Origin of the sequence: Limnoraphis robusta BA-68 BA1, from assembly GCF_034932365.1 — a bacterium.
Lineage (GTDB): Bacteria > Cyanobacteriota > Cyanobacteriia > Cyanobacteriales > Microcoleaceae > Capilliphycus > Capilliphycus robustus.
In genome coordinates, this window is the sequence record NZ_JAYGHR010000062.1 from 172,789 (window position 1) to 192,533 (window position 19,745).

Below are 19,745 nucleotides of genomic sequence, written 5' to 3' on the forward strand. Positions count from 1 at the left end.
GCCTGAATTGGGTGAAACCGCTACAATCAAAATAAACTTTAATTGATAGCCGAAAAGGTGTGAACGAGTCTGTGTCTTCTCCAAACAATCCAACTCAACCGTTTCAGTTTGACTCCATCGCAGACGCCCTGGCTGACCTGAAAGCCGGACGTTGTATTGTGGTCGTCGATGATGAAAATCGGGAAAATGAAGGTGATCTTATTGGTGCGGCTCAGTTTGCAACACCCGATATGATTAACTTCATGGCGGTTCATGCGCGAGGCTTAATTTGTTTAGCCCTGACAGGCGATCGCCTCGATCAACTCGATCTCCCCTTGATGGTCGCCAACAACACCGACAGCAACCAAACCGCTTTTACCGTCAGTATTGATGCGTCTCCGGCGATGGGGGTCAGCACCGGGATTTCTGCTGAAGATCGCGCCCGCACTATCCAAGTTGCGATCAATCCCTCGGCTCGTCCCCCAGATTTGCGACGACCAGGCCATATTTTCCCCTTGAGGGCGCGAGAAGGGGGGGTTTTGAAACGCGCAGGCCATACGGAAGCGGCGATTGATTTAGCTCGATTAGCGGGGTTGTATCCGGGTGGGGTGATTTGTGAAATTCAAAACCCGGATGGTTCGATGTCTCGTTTACCCGAGTTAATTGAATACGCTCAAATTCACCATCTCAAACTGATTAGCATTGCCGATCTGATTAGTTATCGCCTACTCCATGATCGCTTTATTCATCGCGAATCGGTTGCCAAATTGCCAACTCAGTTTGGTGATTTTTTGATTTATGCCTATCGCAATACGCTGGATCAATCCGAACACGTGGCGATTATTAAAGGCGATCCGATGCGGTTTAAAAATATGCCTGTGATGGTACGGGTGCATTCGGAATGTTTGACGGGAGATGCCTTTGGATCGTTGCGTTGTGACTGTCGGATGCAGTTGCAAAGTGCGTTGAAAATGATCGAACAGGCGGGGGCGGGTGTGGTGGTTTATCTGCGTCAGGAAGGCCGAGGAATTGGGTTGATTAATAAGTTAAAAGCCTATTCTTTACAAGATTTGGGCTTGGATACTGTAGAAGCGAACGAACGCTTAGGGTTTCCGGCGGATTTACGAAATTATGGCATGGGAGCGCAGATTTTAAATGATATTGGGGTGAAAGAAATTCGGTTGATTACGAATAATCCTCGTAAAATTGCCGGGTTAAAAGGCTATGGAATTGAAGTGGTGGATCGGGTTCCGTTGTTGATTGAAGCAACGGATTATAATTCGGTTTATTTGGCAACGAAAGCGAAAAAGTTGGGTCATTTGTTGATTCAAACTTATTTAGTCACGGTGGCGATACAATGGCAGGAAACCGGTGTGCAGTCTGTGGCGGAAGAATTGAATCTAGAGACGCCTGCAACGCCTGCTGTGTTGAAATCTGCCGCCCAACTTTATGAACGTTCGGAGCGTTTAGAAAAGCTGACGGATTTAGTCATAAGTCACGATTTACTGTTACAAGAAGAACAGCGTCCTGTGGCTACGGCGTTGTTTCATCGGGCGTCTTTGACGTTTCATTTGGGTTTAGATCAACCGGATTCTGCGAGTTCTGATTGGTATGAACAAATCGATCATCCTTATGTCGAAGCGATCGCCAAAATTCTCGATCAAATTATCACGTCTCCGGGACTGAAAAAGTTAGAATTTCTAGTTTCTCCGGGGGTTGATCCGTTAGGGAGTTTAAAGGTACAACTTCAGCGAAAAACCTTTCCTTTAAGTCAATTTCCTTCCTCAGTTTGCGATCAGCTTGAACCTCAAACCATTTACACTTTCTCTTAAAGGAGAGCTAATTTTAAGGCATCCGTTATAATGGGGAGATTAAGTGAACAATTTAACTCGTCTGCTTAACTGAAAAGGGTATACGAATAACAAACTCGGTTCCTTGTTCGAGTTGAGAATGACATTCGATAGAACCGCCATGTTTTTCGGTGATAATCTGATAACAGATCGATAAACCCATTCCGGTTCCTTTTCCCACAGGTTTTGTGGTGAAAAAGGGATCGAAAATACGCTCTTTGATGTCTTCGGAAATCCCTAAACCGTTATTGGCGATCGCGATCATCACTTGATCATCGGGGGTGAGTTCTGTGCGAATTTTAATGTGAGGGTGATCAAAGCGTTCTCCGTTTTCAGTAAAATGTTTGAGCGATTCTTCGAGAGCATCAATGGCGTTGCTGAGGATATTAATAAACACTTGATTGAGTTGTCCGGCGTAGCATTCTACAGGTTGTAAATCACCATATTCTTTGATCACTTCAATGGCTGGACGGTTCAGATTTTTGTGCAGACGACTCTCCAAAATCATCAAGGTGCTGTTAATTCCTTCGTGAATATCAATGGTTTTCAATTCCGCTTCATCCAGACGGGAAAATGTTCGCAGTGACTCCACGATTTTCTTGATGCGTTCTGCTCCCGTTTGCATGGAATTAATCAGTTTCGGTAAGTCTTCAGTCACAAAGTCTAAGTCAATTGTAGCGATTTCTGCGATAATTTCTGGATGAGGATCACGGTAGTGAGTTTGATAGAGTTCAATTAGTCTAAATAGATCATTGGCATAATCGTGAGCATGAGTTAAGTTACCATAAATAAAGCTGGCTGGATTATTAATTTCATGGGCGACACCCGCAACCAGTTGACCTAAAGATGACATTTTTTCATTTTGAATCATTTGGGCTTGAGTGCGGCGAAGTTCTTGCATCGCTTGTTCGAGTTCTTGAGCTTTTGTTCGAGTTTGATCGTAGAGTTCAGCTTGTTTGAGTGCAATGGCTAACTGTTCGACTACTGCTTCTAATAAACTGATTTCTTCATCACTCCAATTCCGCATTTTTTCATAGTGGGTACTACAGGTGAGTAAGCCAATTTTACCGGAATATTTGGGGAGGGGAATACTCACAAATGATTTGGTTTGAGTGGATTTTAAAACTTGTTTAAACAGTCTGTTTTTTTCGAGATCAGCATCGAAAATTTTTGTCACTTTTGAGTTTAAAGCTCGTTCGGTGATTGGCGAAATCAAAGCATCTGAAAATTTTTGTCCTTGAAAGTCCGGTAAATCAGGGTTATGAGATTCTTGAATGACTTCTAAGTAGGGTTGACTATCATCAGGATAATATACACAGAAGCTACAACGATCTACAGATAAACACTCTTTGACACTTTCTAAAGTCGCTTTTAAAATTGTATCAAAATCTAGGGATTTACGGATTTGTGTTGTGAGTTGGTTGAGGATTTTTTCTCGTCTGGCTTGCTGTCTTAGGTACTGCTCTGTTCGCTTGCGATCTGTTATTTCAACGGCAATTCCGACTGTCCCTAAAACTTGATTGTGATCACTAATAATTGGGGTTTTGTAAATTTCTAACCAGCTTACTTTACCATCAGAATAAATGATTTTTTTCTCGGAAAGCAAAGGCTTGTCTGAAATCATAACGTCCTGATCATCTTTGAGGATTTTACGTGCTAATTCCTCCCCAAAAAAATCAGAATCGACTCGACCAATCATTTGCTCAGGAGTTAAACCAAATTGGCGACTCAAAGGATCATTCACCGCAATAAATTGACCTTGTTTGTTTTTCAGCCAAGCCATGTGAGGAATATTATTGAGTAAATATTTGATCTGTTTTTGTTGAATTATCAGCTTTTCTTCGGTACGTTTCCGTTCGGTAATATTTTCACTCGTCGCAATAATTTGATAAACTTTACCTTGAGAATCTTTCAAGGGTGCAAGGGTGATAAACCACCAGGTTAGCTCATTTTCAATCGAAAATCTTTCTTCAAAAGAAAGGCTTTCACCCGAGCGAACAACTTCCCGGTATCGAGGGAGGAAAATTTTAGCCATTTCCGGCGGAAAAGCTTGTTTGAGGGTTTGACCAATAAAACTTTTTAGCGGTTGACTAAAAGCTTTAATGGAAGCGGGATTAAAGCGAACCAACCGAAAATCTTCGCCCTGATTAATAACATCCAGAACAAAAATTCCATAATTAATATTATCCCAAATACTTTGTAGAAAAGCTTTTTGGATTTTCAGTTCTTGTTCAGTGCGTTTAAAATCGGTGATATCGGTGGAAATACCACAGATCGCATAGGGTTGATTATTCTCGTTTAATAACGGAAATTTTACGGCTAAAAAATGACGTTCCCCTTCCTGAGAAATCACCGTTTCTTCGAGATGAATCGGTTGACCTTGCTCAATGACCTGTAAATCATTATCTAGAATAGATTCAGCAATTTTAGCGGGCATAACTTCTAAATCTGTTTTACCGATCCAGTCGGCTTGTTTCACCTGAAAAATTTGCTCAACAGCCCGGTTCACTAGAGTATAACGAGCTTCTAAATCTTTCACATAAATGCCAACGGGTGTATGATCAAGAATAGCTTGCAGTTGTGCCTGAGAACGTTTTAATTCCAATTGAATCCGTTTTTGTTCGGTAATATCAATTGCCATTGATGCGACTCCGACAAATTCATTTTTTGCAGTAACGAGGGGAGTATTGTACCATTGACAGGTAATAAAGCGACCGTCTTTCGTGAGATTTTTGTTAATATTATAACTCCCATTCTTTTGGGTTAGTAAATCAGCAACGACCTTACTCACCTGTTTTCGTTCAAATTCAGGAACCAAAAATTCCAGATTACTTCCGATCGCTTCGGAGGCGGTGTAGCCAAAAATCCGTTCAGCCGCCGGATTCCAAGCTGTTACCTGAAACTCAGTATTCCACTCAATTACTGCTAAGGGTGTTTGCTGAACTAATAGGGACAATCGTTGCTCAGAAACTCGCAGTTTATCTTCAATGCTGTTGCAATTGCCTAGTGTGTGGTCAAGGGTATTGCTAATATCTCGAAACGACCAAATCCGACCGAAATAGTCTCCTGATGGAGAGCGAAGCGGCACACAATAACGTTCAAAAATACGTCCATCTTTCAACTGTACTTCGTCTTTGATAATCAGTTCGGGATGTTGGTAAACATACTCAACTTTAGCGATAAATTCTTCAGGGGAAAGCAGTTGATCTAAAACATATCTTAATAATTCTGGGTCTTTACCCCGTCTGATCAAAGCTTGGGGAATATCCCAAAGTTGACAAAATTTTTGGTTATAAGAAAGAACTTGGCGATTTTCATCAATCATCAAAAACCCCTCGAAAGAAGCTTCCTGTTGAGCTTGTAAAATAGCCTTGCTGCGGCTCAGTTGTTCTTTGAGGCGAGTTTGTTCAAGTTCTGCTTGTTTGCGTTCGCTAATGTCGCGACAAACACAGATCAAAATTTGATCTTCGGTATAACTTAGAGAAATATCTTGGAAAAACTTGCTGCCATCTTTGCGTTTCGCGATCGCTTCTCCGCGCCAATACCCCACAGACTCTAAAATAGGAATGGCTTGTTGTTGCAAACGGTTGGCTTCCTCTGGTTCATAGAGAACTTGCCAAGATTGACCGATCAACTCCTGTACGTGATCATAGCCAAAAATCCGCAGATGTTGAGAATTCACATAAAGATATTGACCGTTCTCCAGCAAAGCAATACCATCCATCGCCGCTTCCAGAGCAGCATCTTTTAACCGTAGAAGTGCTTCCGAAGTTTGAGCTGGGTCAAGATTCGTTTCACAGGGTGCAGAAACTTGAGAATCAGCAGATTGAGAGGTGACTGGGCGAGCAGAGTTGGACGAATTCATAGCTGAACGTATGGGAGTGAGCAGTAGATGAGAAAACGGGTGTCGGAGATCTTCTTCTGTCCAGTATGCCTTAGATTAATAGATTTGCGATCTTCATCCGGCTTGTCCGCTAGATGAGATATCGAGTTGTTATTCTCTCTGAGAAATCGAGCTAATTTCTAACCGATTTTATCAAAATAATCAGCTCAAAACTGTGGAATTTTTGGGTTGAATTTAATCTCAAAAAATCCGTTGATTTTTTTTCCTAAAATTCGCGGGTTTTTCTTCTGTTTAATTCAGATCCTCTAAGATGAATGTCGGTGACTTTCTCCTACAACTCGGTTTACAACAAAAACAACTCCTGGGGGCTAATTTAGCCGGAGCGCAACTGCGGGGCGCTAATTTTCGGGGGTTAAATCTCAAAGGAATAAATCTGAGTGAGGCGTTGCTTGTTTATGCAGACTTAATTGAAGCCGATTTAAGTGAAGCCAATCTCAGTCGGGCTTTGTTGTGTGAAGCCTTTATGAATCTGGCGAATTTAACGGGAGCGAACCTCAAAGGCGCGAATTTGCGTGAAGCCACTCTCCTGGGTGTTGAACTTACAGCAGCCAATCTTTCTCAGGCGAATCTCAAAAAAGCTAATCTTGTGGGCGCTAATTTAGATCAAGCAAATTTAACAGGCGCTAATCTCAGCGATGCTGACTTAAGAGGCGCTCAATTATTCACAGCGATTCTCACAGGTGCCGTTTACAGCAACCGCACGTTATTTCCCCCAGAAATTGATCCGGTTATAGCGGGAGCTTATCTATTAGCTCCTGATGTCTTTTTAGCTGATATTAACCTCTCAGGAGTTGACTTGAGTGGAGCAGATCTCAAAGGGGCAAATCTACGCGGAACCAATCTTTTTAAAGCTAATTTATTTGGGGTTAATTTGAGTCGAGCTAATCTTGCAGGAGCTAATTTAAGCAGTGCTGATCTCAGAGAAGCTGTTTTAAATGAAGCGATTCTAGAAAAAGCCATTTATGATCCCAATACTCGCCTATCTCCGAATATTGATCTGCGTCAGGGGGGGGCTTATTTAATTGCGGCAAATGTTTCACTTCCCGGAGTCAATCTGAGTGGCGTTGATTTGAGTGAAATTTATCTTTCTGGCGTTAATTTATGGGGTGCTAACTTAAATAGCGTGAGTTTAAAAAATACCGATTTAACTCAAGCAAATCTCAAGCGTGTTTTATTGAATTATGCTAATTTAGAAGGGGTAGATTTGCGAGAAGCTGATTTAACAGGAGCAAGTTTGTTAGCTGTTAATCTCCAAAATTCAGACTTGAGAAAAGCTGATTTTACTCGTGCAATTTTAGATCAATCTGATTTGAGTAATGCAGATTTACGCCAGGCTGATTTTACCCAAGCCAGTTTACAAGGGGTTAACTTTGCGGATACAGATTTACGGGGAATTGACCTAACTCGTGCTAATCTTTCACAAGCTAATCTCGAAAAAGTGAACCTCAGTCAAGCTGAATTAATCCGAGTTAATCTAGAAAATGCTAACTTGTCTGGTGTAGATTTAAGTCATGCAATATTATGTCAAGTCAACTTAAAAGGGGCTAATCTTAAAGGGGTTAATCTCAAACAAGCTGTTTTCAAAGATACCGATTTACAGGGAATAAACTTAGACGAGGTAGAATTATAAAAACCCTCAGAATTGACCCTATCCATCAAAAATACTTGTTTGTTGAGCATGAGACTAACATCAAAAATACTGATCATTTATCGGATAATTCGGGTAATATTAGTATTAACTTAAGCATTAGGTTGTATATGCCGAATCTCAGCCTCAAACCCACCCATAAACCGATTAAAGCCTACTACGATGCTTTAGAACAGTATGCTAAATTGGGAGTGAACCACGAAGGGGCGGTACAAACCGCATTTCAGCAGTTACTAGAGTCTTGTGGTCAGCAGTTCAAATGGACTTTAATTCCACAATATGCCATTCAGCGACCCAAAAAAAAGCCGATTCGGATAGATGGGGCTTTAGTAGATGATTATAACTTAGCTCGGGCTTATTGGGAAGCCAAAGATATTAAAGACGATTTAAAGAAAGAAGTTCAGAAAAAATTTGCGGTTGGCTATCCCAAAGATAATATCATTTTTCAGCAACCTGATCGCGCTATTCTTTACCAAGATGGTAAGCTGGTGATGGATGAAGATATCACTAAACCGCAGATGTTAGTTGATGTGGTGCGTCAGTTTTTTGAATATCGTCCTCCGGCGATTGAACAATGGGAAAAAGCCGTTGATGAGTTTGGATTTCGGGTTAAAGAACACGCCACAGCATTACTAGAATTAATTCGAGAACAGAGTCAGAAAAATAAAAAGTTTATTGATGCTTTCGCCGATTTTCTCAAACTTTGTCGCCAGTCGATTAACCCCAATCTTTCCGAACAAGCGGTTGAGGAAATGTTGATTCAGCATTTATTAACCGAACGAATTTTTAGAAGTGTATTTAATAATCCAGATTTTTCCCAACGCAATATTATCGCCAGAGAAATAGAAACGGTAATTAATGCTTTAACGTCTAAGTCTTTTAGTCGCAGTCATTTTTTAAGCAAGTTGGATCGGTTTTATGGGGCGATAGAGGAAACCGCAGCAACGATTGATGATTATTCCAAAAAACAGGATTTTCTCAATACAATTTATGAGAAGTTTTTTCAAGGGTTTTCGGTGAAAGTAGCCGATACTCACGGGATTGTTTATACACCCCAACCGATAGTTAATTTTATGGTGAAAAGTGTTGAGGAGATTTTACAGAGGGAGTTTGGGAAATCGTTGGTTGATAAAGGTGTACATATTCTCGATCCATTTGTGGGAACGGGTAATTTTTTGATTCGGGTGATGCGGGAAATTGTAGAGATTCAAAAATCAGCTTTACCTTATAAATATGAACAGGAGTTACATTGTAATGAGGTGATGTTGTTACCTTATTATATTGCTTCGATGAATATTGAGCATGAGTATTTTGAACAAGCTGGGGAATATAAATCTTTTGAAGGGATTTGTTTGGTTGATACCTTTGAAGATCAGGCGGTTCAACAGTTGAATTTATTTAACCCGGAGAACATGAAACGGGTTCAAAAACAAAGAAATTCTAATCTGTTTGTGATTCTGGGAAATCCGCCCTACAATGTCGGTCAGTTGAACGAGAATGATAATAATAAAAACCGCAAGTATACCAACAAAGATAAAACGGGAATTGATGATATTGTTTCCGCAACTTACGCCAAAGCCTCAAAAGCAACGCTTAAAAATGCGCTGTCCGATCCTTATGTTAAAGCGATTCGTTGGGCTAGTGATAGAATAAGTGATGAAGGAATTATCGCCTTTGTGACGAATAACAGTTTTATTGACCAAATAGCCTTTGATGGGATGAGACAGCAGCTAGAAAAGGAGTTCGATCAAATCTATGTCTTTGACTTGGGAGGAAATGTTCGTAAAAATCCCAAGCTGTCAGGAACAACTCATAATGTTTTTGGGATTCAGGTGGGTGTGAGTGTTAATATATTTGTTAAGAAAAAAATTAAGGAGGAGATCTGATGCAAAGCTCAATATCTACTCACTTTACGATTGAAACAGAACAAGAATTGGATGGTCGTTGGATCGCAGAAATTTTAGAAATACCGGGTGTTTTAGTCTACGGTTCAACTCAACAAGAAGCGATCGCAAATGTACAAGCTTTGGCGTTGCGAGTGATTGCTGACAAACTCGAACACGGAGAAATTAGCTTGGGTTTGACAAGTTTAACCTTTGTTGCTGTTTAGAAAATCCTAATATGAGTCAGTGGTCATCGACAAAAGCTAGAAAAGTGTTAGCCGCACTAGAAAGAATTGGATGGCGAATTAAACGACAAACCGGATCGCACAAAATCCTATGATTCTAGCATGACGGATTCTCACCAATAAACTCAAGCACCAGGAGATAAAAATGCAAATTGCTTTAAAGCCAGAACAAGAAAAATTTATTCTTGAAAAATTACAGCAAGGTAAGTATCAAAGTGTTGATGAGTTGTTAGCAGTAGCATTTAAACTTTTGGAAGAACATGATTATAAAGAAAGACAACTGCTTGAACTAAGAGAAAAGATTGCTCAGGGAACACAGCAAATTCGTGACGGAAAGGTTGTCGAGGGTGAAGCGGTGTTTCAACAGTTACAAGAAAAGCTAGACCGGATGGAAAAAGGCTAAACATGGGTAGTTATGTTTTCTCGGAACTAGCAGTTCAAGACCTGAATGAAATTTGTGATTTTATTGGTCAAACCAATACAACAGCAGCCAGCAAGTTGTTTGATTCTATTCGGAAAAAATGCAAATTAGTTGCTGATTTTCCCAACATGGGTAAAGATTATACTTGGATTGTTAGATCGAATGAAGATATTGCAAGACTTGTTACTCTTTATGTTAGGAGGCGCAAATGATTAAACCTGATTTGTTTGATGTAGTAGAACTATTAGTTGATATTTCTGAATTAGGACTTCAAGCAGGCGATCGCGGTGCTATTGTAGAAAAATACAGCGATCGCGCTTATGAAGTCGAATTTACAAATCCAGAAGGGGAAACTCTTGCACTGCGTACCCTCTCTCCTGAACAGTTTATTGTAGTCTGGCAAGCTAAAACACAAACTTGGGTATCTATTAGCGATCGCATTACCGCCGCCGTTCAAACACTTTCAGAAGAAAGACAGCAAGAAGTCTTAAATTTTACCCGTTCCTTGTATAAAAATTAGTTTAGAGGTTTATGAAAAAAGCTAAAATTTATTATGCCAGAATGGATGAGTTTTGGCGGAAAGAAGAAAAGTTAGATTATTTAGAAAAGCTTCAACATATTGGTAATGTGGAATGGCAAGAAATTAAACCTGATAAAAAGCAGAATTGGTTAACGGGTGAATTAGAAGATGATTTTGAGGCGTTTATTCCATTGGGAACTAAAGAAACCAAATCAGCTAAAGGAGATGTAAGTGATTGTATTTTTAAGTTGTTTAGCAATGGAGTTAAAACCAATCGAGATGTTTGGGCATATAATTTTAGCCCTGGAGAGATTTCAGCAAACATTCAACGAATGATTGATACTTATAATGAACAGCTAATCCAATGGAAGCAGAAAGGCGATAAATCTCTTAATATTGACGATTTTCTTACCTGTGATGACACGAAAATAAGTTGGTCGGGGGACTTAAAAGAACATTTAAACAAAGGGGTTATAATTCAATATAACTCCGATAGATTAAGGCTATCCATTTACCGACCATTTACAGTTTTTTGGCTTTATTTTGATCGTTATTTAAACAACAGACGCTACCAATTTCCATCAATATTTCCAACTCCTAAAAGTGAACAAGATAATTGGGTAATTTGTTTAAGTAGTATAGGTAATCATAAACCATTTCATTGTTTAATGGTTAGATATATTCCTGATTTACATTTAACAGGTGACTCTCAATGTTTCCCCTTCTACACCTACGATGAAGACGGAACAAACCGCCAAGAAAACATCACAGATTGGGCATTAGAACAATTTCGCAATCAATACAAAGATACCCAAATTACCAAATGGGATATCTTTTATTATACATACTCAATTCTTCATCATCCCGACTACCGAGAACGCTACGCCGCCAACCTCAAACGAGAACTTCCCCGCATACCCTTCGCCCCAGAATTTCACCCCTTTGTAACCGCAGGAAAACGACTCGCAGAAATTCATATTAACTACGAACAACAGCCCGAATATCACCTAAAACATATCGAAAATAAAGACTTACCGATAGATTGGCGTGTCGAAAAAATGCGCCTTTCCAAAGACAAAACCCAACTCAAATATAACGACTTTCTCACCCTAACAGGAATTCCCCCAGAAGCATTTGAATATCGCTTAGGAAACCGTTCCGCCTTGGACTGGATCATAGACCAATATCAAGTAAGCATTGATAAACGTAGCGGAATTACAAACGATCCCAATCGCCTTGACGATGAAGAATATATTGTTAGGTTAATTAAAAAGGTGATTACTGTGAGTTGGGAAACCGTTAAAATTGTTAAAAATTTACCCGATTTAGGATTGCCTAATGATTGATAGTTTAATCAATGGTCTGATGCACCGACTATCGATTGAGTTTTACCCGACATGGCGATCGCTTCTCCGGCACTTTTCCAAGCAGCAAAACTCGGCGGAAAACCCTGTACATTATCATAGCCCAAAAGATGTAATGTCATCACTCCCATCGCCGAACGATAGCCCGTAGTGCAGTATACAACAACCGGGCGATCGCTTGGAATTTTATCGAGATTTTCTGCTAAAGTTCGGATGGGAATATTAATCGCATTCGGAATATGCCCAGACTGATATTCAGAAGATTCTCGCACATCAACTAACAACAGTTGACGACTGTTCAACAAGCTTTTTAATTTTTCAACACTACCAATGGTATAATATCCTGATGGAATCGAAGTCAGAAATTGATCGACTTCTAATTCCAGATCGGGGAATGTGTTAGGTTGAGTGACTGTTGCAGCCCAGAGGGAGTTCTGTTCAACGCCTAAAAATAAGTAAAGCAATAATGCGAGTCCGAGTAATGTTTTTTGAAGTAATTTTTTGAATGACATAAAAACTTGTTCCTGTTTATTGGAGTTTGCTGAAATTGTGAATTCAATTACTTGGTTGTTTCCAGTCCGAGACGTTTCCACTCGACCATTCCACCCGTAATATTAAACACCTGAGTAAATCCGGTTTTTAGTAATTGATTAGCTGCAATCGGGCTGCGGTGGGCGGTTAAACAAATAACAGCGATTGGTTGTTCTTTAGGTAATTGCCGAAACCATTCAGGCAGCATCCAACGCCATCCCAATCCCAAGCCCATTAAGATGCGGGGTAAGCTGAGATTACGAGTATTAGAAGCATGACCCGTTTTGTATTCTAATTGACTGCGAACATCGATTAATAAAGGAAGATTAGGTTGGTTAATAAACTCTGTTGGTGACAGATTGATCACCGATTGCTGATCAGTCGTTAATATTGACATCATGCACCTCTCTACAAATCGCTTTTACTAAGGGGAAATTTCCCAAAAATGCTGCCATCCCATGAAATGCTAAACCCACCAGGGCTGTTTTCCAGTGCGGGGATCTGTTTCTGTCCAGGGTAAGATCAAAATGCTGTTTTCAATAACCGCAACCTGAACAATTTTGAGTGGAAGAGGTGCAGGACCTCTGATCACCGAGCCATCGGGGGCGTACAGAGAACCATGACAGGGACATTGAAATTCCTGTTCTGTGGGATTCCAGGGAAAAGTGCAGCCCAAGTGAGTGCAATTATCGACAATCCCAATCACATCCAGGGTATTGTCTTCTTTGACGATTAGATAGGTCGGTTCACCCGCCAAACCTGCAACCAAAGCGCGGGTACCAGGTGGCTCTGCTAAGATTTGCGCGGCGGGAATGGGGTTTCCCAAAACATCTTTAGCAAGAATTGCACCCCCAACCCCAGTTTTTTCGGGAATTGGGATGATAAATTTTCCGGCTACATAGAGGATAGAACTTGTGGTAGCTGCAACGGTTGCTCCGGTGAGAAAGTTGAGTAGCTGCCGCCTTGAAAGGGATGGACTGTCGATAGGAAGGATACTATCCATAGGGTTTTTCAAAAAAAATTGTTAATTTGTGAACCGATTGCAAAAACTTGGCTACCGTAACACAGGTCTTCCAAGACAATCTCACTTTAGTTTACCATATAACTAACAAGTTATACAAATATTGAGTAGATTGAGTGGGTAATCAAGACAGGAGTGATCATAGGTTTGGGTAGGTTGGAGATGGCTAAAATGAGTTTGTTGTCTTTTAATTTCAAAATTCCCACGTTCAATCTGTAGTGTGCGTCAGATTTTCAAGTCAATAATCTAATCACGGGGTTAATTGTTTAATGTACCCGACGGACGAAAATATCATAATCTTCAAGAAGAATTCTGTAGGGTGCATCAGATTTTCAAGTTAATGATCTAATCACGGGGTTAATTGTCTGATGTACTCTAGGACTCGAACAGATGATATAGTTTATACTGTATACAGTATTCAAGTGTATACAGTATTCACCGAAGGACAGCGTTAATGGAAATTCAGGAACTTAAAGCTTTAATTAAAGAGAGTGTGCGGGAAGTTTTACGAGAAGAAAGACTATTACTTTCTCAGACTTTGATTCCCTACGTCAGTGAAAAAGAACAAAAAGAACTAGATGAAATGTTTGGTTCACCGTCTGACTATGAAGATGAAGAATCAGTTGATATGACAGATTGGGTGAAACATGGGCATAAAATTTCGTAAGAACGCGATTAAATTTTTAGAAAAGGCAAATCTTGAAGACTCGGCGAAAATCGGAGAAAAACTCAATCAAATCCTGACTTTTGTTGAGGAACAGGGGATTATTCCTTTTACAGAACTTGACATCAAAAAAATGAGGGGAAATTGGGAAGGATTTTATCGACTGCGTATTGGTAAAATTAGAATTGTCTTTCTAGTCGATATTGATTCTGCTGAAATTGAAATTTACACAATTGGGACAAGAGGAGATATCTATAAAAAGTGATGAATCATCATTATAGTATTTTTATTCAATGGTCAGATGAAGACCAAAAATATGTAGTGAGTTTGCCCGAATTTGGCCCCTACGCTCATACACACGGAGAAACCTACGCAGAAGCACTCAAGAATGCAGAAGAAGTTTTAGAACTTTTAATTGCAGAATACCAACAATTAGGAAGATCCCTTCCAAAACCTTTAACAGTGGTTTCTTCTTAAGTCATTTCTCACTTTAAACCAGAATCATGCAAGCGTCTTGCTTGTTGAAATCTAGAAATCTATCGAAATTGATCGGGTTATCGGTGAAAAGGTTGACGAAAATATCATAATATTAGATAGTAGATAGAGGTTAGCTTGGATAAACACGTTCACCCTTCACCTGAGTAACTGCCAACAAACACCTGATCAATTATAAATCGATGACCACAGAACAACCCCTCGGTTCCGTTATTCAAGGTTCCCTCACCAAAGGCTTAGAAGTTCGACTCAATGCTGATATCTCTGTCGAAGATATGAGAGTCGGGAAATTTTTAGTCGTGCGCGGTTTGCGATCGCATTTTTTCTGTCTCTTGACAGATGTTTCCTTGGGAACCAATAATCTGCGAATATTAGCCAATCCCCCGCAACCCAGTGATGATTTTTTGCAAGCCATTCTCGCAGGAAATAGCACCTATGGGACGATAGAATTAACCCCGATGTTAATGCTAAATCAGGCGGATGTACAATCAGAAGAAATGCTTCGTCGCCAACTCGAACAACAACAAGACAATCAAAAGAATGGTCATTTAACCCTTGCTTCCTTTCAAACCAATACAAACAGCGATATTCAACTTCTCCCGGTAAAAACTATTCCCACTCATTTTTCCCAGGTTTATGAAGCCAGCGAACGCGATTTTAGGGTGATTTTTGGCTGGGAAGATGACCCCCATCGTCGTAATTTTGCTATCGGTAAACCCATTGATATGGATGTTCCCGTCTGTGTGGATTTAGACCGAATGGTTGAACGCAGTAACGGGATTTTTGGTAAATCAGGGACGGGGAAATCGTTTTTAACCCGGCTATTATTATCGGGAATTATCAAAAAACAAGCGGCTGTTAATCTTATTTTTGATATGCACTCCGAATATGGTTGGGAAGCGGTTTCTGAGGGTAAAAAATTCAATACGGTTAAAGGTTTACGTCAACTGTTTCCTGAACGAGTTGAAGTGTATACCCTTGACCCCGAATCAACGAAACGGCGAGGAGTAAGAGATGCTCAAGAATTGTATTTGAGTTATGATCAAATTGAAGTTGAAGATATTAACTTAGTGCAGCGTGAGTTAAATCTATCTGAGGCGAGTTTAGATAGTGCCAATATTCTCCGCAGTGAATTTGGGAAGTCTTGGATTTCTCAATTATTATCGATGACGAATGAGGAAATTCAACTGTTTTGTGATGAAAGGCGGGGTCACAAAGGGTCTATTATGTCGCTTCAGCGAAAACTGTTGCGGATGGAGAATTTAAAATATATGCGTCCGACTTCTCCGTTTAATTATATTGACCGAATTTTGCAGTCATTAGATGCCGGAAAAAATGTGATTGTTGAGTTTGGAACTCAGTCGGATATGTTATCCTATATGTTGGTGACGAATATGATTACTCGTCGAATTCATGCCTCTTATGTTCGCAAAGCTGATCGATTTCTTTCGTCTAAAAATCCCGTCGATAGACCTCAACCTTTGGTGATTACGATAGAAGAAGCCCACCGTTTCTTAGATTCTGCCATTGTCCGTTCAACGATTTTTGGCACCATTGCGCGAGAGATGCGAAAATATTTTGTGACGCTGTTAGTGGTTGACCAACGACCATCAGGAATTGATGCAGAAGTGATGTCTCAAATTGGCACAAGAATCACTGCTTTATTGAATGATGATAAAGATATTGATGCGATTTTTACTGGGGTTTCAGGCGGTCAAAATTTACGTTCAGTTTTGTCGAAATTAGACTCTAAACAACAGGCGTTAGTCTTAGGTCATGCGGTTCCCATGCCTGTCGTGATTCGCACTCGTGCCTATGATGAACAATTTTATCGCGAAATTGGTGATACAGCTTGGGAAGAAATGCCGGATGAGGAACTGTTTGAAGCCGCAGCATCAGCGATGGATGATTTAGGGTTTTAAATTCTATTCGATTGGAGATTAAAAACCCGGTTTCTGACAGAAACCGGGTTTTTGGGATGTCAGTTTCCGTTTAATTGGGTAATCTACAATAGAGAAGCAAAGCGGTATTAGTGGAGATTAAAAACCCGGATAGCGATATAAACCGGGTTTTTGAGATGTCAGTTTCCGTTTAATTTTGTACGGTAGAATAGGGAACCAATACAGTCTGAGTTGAGACTAAATCACTGGCTAGAGTCATTTTGTTTTTATCGAGAACACCGATTATTTTACGCGGGTTATCGGGATGAACAACAGGAAGTAGAAAAAGACCTCGGACTCTCATTTGTTCAAAGGCTTCACTGACTGAATCTTCTGGATGAACATAGAGAATTTCTGAGGTACAAATCTCGCCAATCTTTAAGTTCATTTCGCTTAAAGTATGCTCAAAATTTGCTTTTTCACTCAAAATTGACTGTATTTGTATCAGATTTCGCTTAATATCTGCTAAGGTAATCACACCGACTAAGAGTTTGGTTTCATCAACCACTAACGCGGTATGACATTTAGCTTGAATCATTTTTTGACCTGCTTCGATCAAAGAAATTGAGTCTAACAAGGTTAAATAAGAGAAATCCATGAGTGTTGCAATAGGAACTTTTTGCAAAATTTCTTGTTCGTTTTGCTGGGCTAAATTCATTCCCATTTGTTGCAAATTTAAACCCGCAACAGAACTTTTTGCTTTAATGCAATCCATCAGCGCAATACTCACCCCGACTGTTACCATTAAGGGTAAAATAATCAAGTAGTTGCGAGTCATTTCAAACAAGAGTAAAATCGCCGTTAGTGGCGCTCTGACACTACTGGCTAGAACTGCTGCCATTCCCACTGTTGCGTAGGCGGCAGGGGGGGCAATTTCAACAAAATCAGAGGGTAAAATTAACCCCAATACATGACCATAAATTGCTCCTAAACAAGCGCCCAAAAACATCGCAGGTGCAAAGACACCCCCAACAAAACCACTCCCTAGACTAATTGTCGTTGCAATTAATTTAAAGATTAACAGTAAACCTAATAATAATAGGGGAAATCTTTCACCTTGTAAGATGATTTCCAGGGTTTGATAACTAACCCCTAACGTTTGAGGAAGTTTGAGAGCGATTAAGCCAATGATTATTCCACCCAAAGCGGGTTTCAAGAAAGGTGGAATTTTACCCAAAAAACTTAAATAGCGAATCTCTCCCTGAAAACAAGCTCGCATCCATTTAATACCCTGGGTATAAGCTAAAGAGACACAACTCGCCAGTACACCTAAACCGACATAAAATATCCATTCCCAAGAACTAATAACTTGATAATCTGGTAAAATAAAAGCCGGATGAACGCCTAAAAAAATACGAGAAACAATCGAAGAAAAAACCGCCGAGAGCAAAATTAAACTGGTGGCTGGAGCTGTGAAAAATGTTGCTCCGAGTACCACTTCTAAAGCAAAAAAAACACCCGCAATTGGAGCATTAAAACCTGCCGCGAGTCCGGCGGCTGCTCCTGCACCTAATAATAAGCGATAACGTTCTTGGGAAACTTGAAAAAATTGAGCGTATAAAATTCCAACGTGAGAACCAATTTCTACACTGGGACTTTCTGGCCCTAATGAGGCGCCTGTTCCCAAAGAAATAGCGGCAGCTAACATTTTAACGAAGGGTCGTAAAGGCGTGATATCTTGTACTCTCGCGTTGGTTAATAGGGTGGAAAAATCCTGTCCCAAAATTTTAGGAAACAGCCAACGCATTACTCCAATCATTAAGCCGCCTAAAACGGGAATTAAGGCGAGTGTCCAGGCTCCCCAGGTGTAAATTAGACTCATTAATCCCTCAAAGCTGAGGCTATAGAAGAAGTTAATCAGGGTATGAAATAATACCATTAAGAGTCCTGAACCTCCACCCACTAATAAGGCGGAAATGAAGACGAGGGATTCGGGAGAGGGACGCCAACGATTGAGGAAATGAGTAGAGGAAGGAGAAAGGGAGAGGATTTTGGGTTCAGAGGGAAGCAGAACTTTTGGGGGTGGGGAAGTGGTAACAGTCATCTTTCAAAAAGCATTCTCAAAGTTCAAGGAATACAGGAATTTAAAATAGAGATTTTATCTTCATCTCCCAATATCCCCAACCCGGAAAAAACGAGTAGGGGTACAAGGACTATGGATGAAGACTATAGGAATTGGACAAAAAACTTACTGGGTCTCCCCTGTTTTCTTTTTTGAGTCTCTGTGTTGATTCCCTTCGCTGTGATTGAACGGAATCAGACAGATATCAGGGGCCGTAGTACCAGGTCAGCCTGTCTTTCGCAAGTTTTTGGACTGCGATTAACATTCCAAGAGACAAACCACCACTGCATCGAATCAGAAACGGGTGGTGAGGTGGAGAGTGAGCTGAACTCCAATCGCGAAAAGTTGATTCGTATTCTCCTATTCTTGATTCTAATTTAGCTTAAATTGCATCCGTTTGACAACCTAATTTGAGGTGAGTTTTCCCAACTGAAAGTATTGCGGTTTTCTTGATCTGTTTGTTGAGATCCGAACGAATTTTAAACCCCCTCAAGTTTTAACCCCATGATGGATAGGTAAAGGAAAAGTTATACCCGCAGTCCATTTTTCTTAAATCGCGGATGTGAGTTGAGATTGTAGAACTGACCCTTTTCACGCCGCCTTAGAGCTAGAAGTGAGTTCACTCTCAGTCTAAGCGTCCAACTTCAGAAAAAGCCTCATTGACAGGAGCTTGAGATCACTAACCCGAAGGCATCTCTCTCTCCAGGGGGTAATTCTCTGACAACAGATTAAGAAATACCAAAGTGCATCCTATTTTACGAATAGTTGAGGTGTATTATACAACAATACAAAAACCGTTAATAACATTCAGAGAAAAATGATTTTGATTTTCGTAAGCGGCAACTTGGGTCACTATTGCTAGGCTGGGAATTCCGGAAGTGGGACGGGTGACAATGGTGATTGTATTAAAGGCGGTGAATATTCCGATTACAGGAATTTGGCCGATTGTGATCGGGGATTGGTTTTTGGATCGCTATCGTACCAGATAAATATCTGGGGTGATGCTGTCGGTGTCAGTGCGATCGAACCCTAGCCCGAAAACCACCGAATATTCTTGTAGATGAAATTAAGCTTCCTGATCCGGCGATCAAGTCGGTCTGGAGAAAGGGGATACTCAAGGCGGTAGAGGCTTAGTTCAAAAAATTTGCAATTTGCTCAGGTCAAAAATTCAATATTAAGGTATAATGCTTTTTTCTGTTGATCCATTCTGCTGTCATG

The 19,745-nt window shown here is 40.3% G+C and carries 18 protein-coding genes; 13 read left to right on the top strand and 5 right to left on the bottom strand.

Annotated features, from left to right (window positions below; translation table 11 throughout):
• The first annotated feature begins 71 nt into the window (after positions 1-71).
• Positions 72-1,811, top strand: a complete 1,740-nt coding sequence (ribBA, locus tag VB836_RS15155) for a bifunctional 3,4-dihydroxy-2-butanone-4-phosphate synthase/GTP cyclohydrolase II (RefSeq protein ID WP_323220311.1) — start codon at positions 72-74, stop codon at positions 1,809-1,811.
• Positions 1,812-1,863: 52 nt separating this feature from the next.
• Here ribBA and VB836_RS15160 read toward each other — a convergent pair whose 3' ends face one another.
• Positions 1,864-5,694, bottom strand: coding sequence for a PAS domain S-box protein (locus VB836_RS15160; RefSeq protein WP_323220313.1), 3,831 nt, complete (start codon positions 5,692-5,694; stop codon positions 1,864-1,866).
• Positions 5,695-5,983: 289 nt separating this feature from the next.
• Here VB836_RS15160 and VB836_RS15165 point away from each other — a divergent pair, with 289 nt between their 5' ends.
• From VB836_RS15165 to VB836_RS15200, 8 genes are all read left to right on the top strand, one after another.
• A complete protein-coding gene (locus VB836_RS15165) occupies positions 5,984-7,363 on the top strand; it encodes a pentapeptide repeat-containing protein (protein ID WP_323220315.1) in 1,380 nt (459 codons plus the stop codon).
• Positions 7,364-7,491: 128 nt separating this feature from the next.
• Complete coding sequence (locus VB836_RS15170; protein ID WP_323220317.1) at positions 7,492-9,267, top strand: N-6 DNA methylase; 1,776 nt, start codon at positions 7,492-7,494, stop codon at positions 9,265-9,267.
• Positions 9,267-9,491, top strand: a complete 225-nt coding sequence (locus VB836_RS15175; protein ID WP_009787848.1) for a type II toxin-antitoxin system HicB family antitoxin — start codon at positions 9,267-9,269, stop codon at positions 9,489-9,491. The genes VB836_RS15170 and VB836_RS15175 overlap by 1 nt, the downstream gene beginning before the upstream one ends.
• Before the next feature lie 11 nt (positions 9,492-9,502).
• Positions 9,503-9,604: a type II toxin-antitoxin system HicA family toxin gene (locus VB836_RS15180; RefSeq protein ID WP_235440821.1), complete on the top strand. Its 102-nt coding sequence runs from the start codon at positions 9,503-9,505 to the stop codon at positions 9,602-9,604.
• Positions 9,605-9,654: 50 nt separating this feature from the next.
• Positions 9,655-9,912: a ribbon-helix-helix domain-containing protein gene (locus VB836_RS15185; RefSeq protein ID WP_009787846.1), complete on the top strand. Its 258-nt coding sequence runs from the start codon at positions 9,655-9,657 to the stop codon at positions 9,910-9,912.
• A 2-nt stretch (positions 9,913-9,914) separates the two neighbouring features.
• Complete coding sequence (locus VB836_RS15190) at positions 9,915-10,142, top strand: type II toxin-antitoxin system RelE/ParE family toxin (RefSeq protein WP_046281401.1); 228 nt, start codon at positions 9,915-9,917, stop codon at positions 10,140-10,142.
• On the top strand, positions 10,139-10,450 hold the full coding sequence (locus tag VB836_RS15195; protein ID WP_323220322.1) for a DUF4926 domain-containing protein: 312 nt from the start codon (positions 10,139-10,141) through the stop codon (positions 10,448-10,450). Before VB836_RS15190 ends, VB836_RS15195 begins: the two co-directional genes overlap by 4 nt.
• A gap of 11 nt (positions 10,451-10,461) precedes the next feature.
• Entirely contained in the window at positions 10,462-11,796 is a 1,335-nt protein-coding gene (locus tag VB836_RS15200; RefSeq protein ID WP_323220324.1) for a type ISP restriction/modification enzyme, read from the top strand.
• A gap of 8 nt (positions 11,797-11,804) precedes the next feature.
• Here VB836_RS15200 and VB836_RS15205 read toward each other — a convergent pair whose 3' ends face one another.
• The 3 genes from VB836_RS15205 to petC form a co-directional block, all read right to left on the bottom strand.
• Positions 11,805-12,326 carry a rhodanese-like domain-containing protein gene (locus tag VB836_RS15205; RefSeq protein WP_323220326.1) on the bottom strand — a complete coding sequence of 174 codons (522 nt, stop codon included), beginning with the start codon at positions 12,324-12,326 and terminating at the stop codon, positions 11,805-11,807.
• Positions 12,327-12,373: 47 nt separating this feature from the next.
• Positions 12,374-12,745, bottom strand: a complete 372-nt coding sequence (locus VB836_RS15210) for a rhodanese-like domain-containing protein (protein WP_323220328.1) — start codon at positions 12,743-12,745, stop codon at positions 12,374-12,376.
• Positions 12,746-12,811: 66 nt separating this feature from the next.
• The gene (gene petC / locus VB836_RS15215; RefSeq protein WP_323220330.1) at positions 12,812-13,348 is read right to left on the bottom strand and encodes a cytochrome b6-f complex iron-sulfur subunit; all 537 of its coding nucleotides are present in this window, start codon (positions 13,346-13,348) and stop codon (positions 12,812-12,814) included.
• Between the two features lie 472 nt (positions 13,349-13,820).
• Between petC and VB836_RS15220 the strand changes: the two genes are divergently transcribed.
• From VB836_RS15220 to VB836_RS15235, 4 genes are all read left to right on the top strand, one after another.
• Positions 13,821-14,033: a hypothetical protein gene (locus VB836_RS15220; RefSeq protein ID WP_323220332.1), complete on the top strand. Its 213-nt coding sequence runs from the start codon at positions 13,821-13,823 to the stop codon at positions 14,031-14,033.
• A complete protein-coding gene (locus tag VB836_RS15225) occupies positions 14,014-14,295 on the top strand; it encodes a type II toxin-antitoxin system RelE family toxin (protein ID WP_323220334.1) in 282 nt (93 codons plus the stop codon). Before VB836_RS15220 ends, VB836_RS15225 begins: the two co-directional genes overlap by 20 nt.
• The gene (locus tag VB836_RS15230) at positions 14,295-14,507 is read left to right on the top strand and encodes a type II toxin-antitoxin system HicB family antitoxin (protein WP_323220336.1); all 213 of its coding nucleotides are present in this window, start codon (positions 14,295-14,297) and stop codon (positions 14,505-14,507) included. The genes VB836_RS15225 and VB836_RS15230 overlap by 1 nt, the downstream gene beginning before the upstream one ends.
• Positions 14,508-14,707: 200 nt before the next feature.
• Positions 14,708-16,447 carry an ATP-binding protein gene (locus VB836_RS15235; RefSeq protein ID WP_323220339.1) on the top strand — a complete coding sequence of 580 codons (1,740 nt, stop codon included), beginning with the start codon at positions 14,708-14,710 and terminating at the stop codon, positions 16,445-16,447.
• 169 nt (positions 16,448-16,616) lie between these two features.
• Here the strand turns inward: VB836_RS15235 and VB836_RS15240 are convergent, their stop codons facing one another.
• Positions 16,617-18,509 carry a chloride channel protein gene (locus tag VB836_RS15240; protein WP_323220340.1) on the bottom strand — a complete coding sequence of 631 codons (1,893 nt, stop codon included), beginning with the start codon at positions 18,507-18,509 and terminating at the stop codon, positions 16,617-16,619.
• Between the last annotated feature and the right edge of the window lie 1,236 nt (positions 18,510-19,745).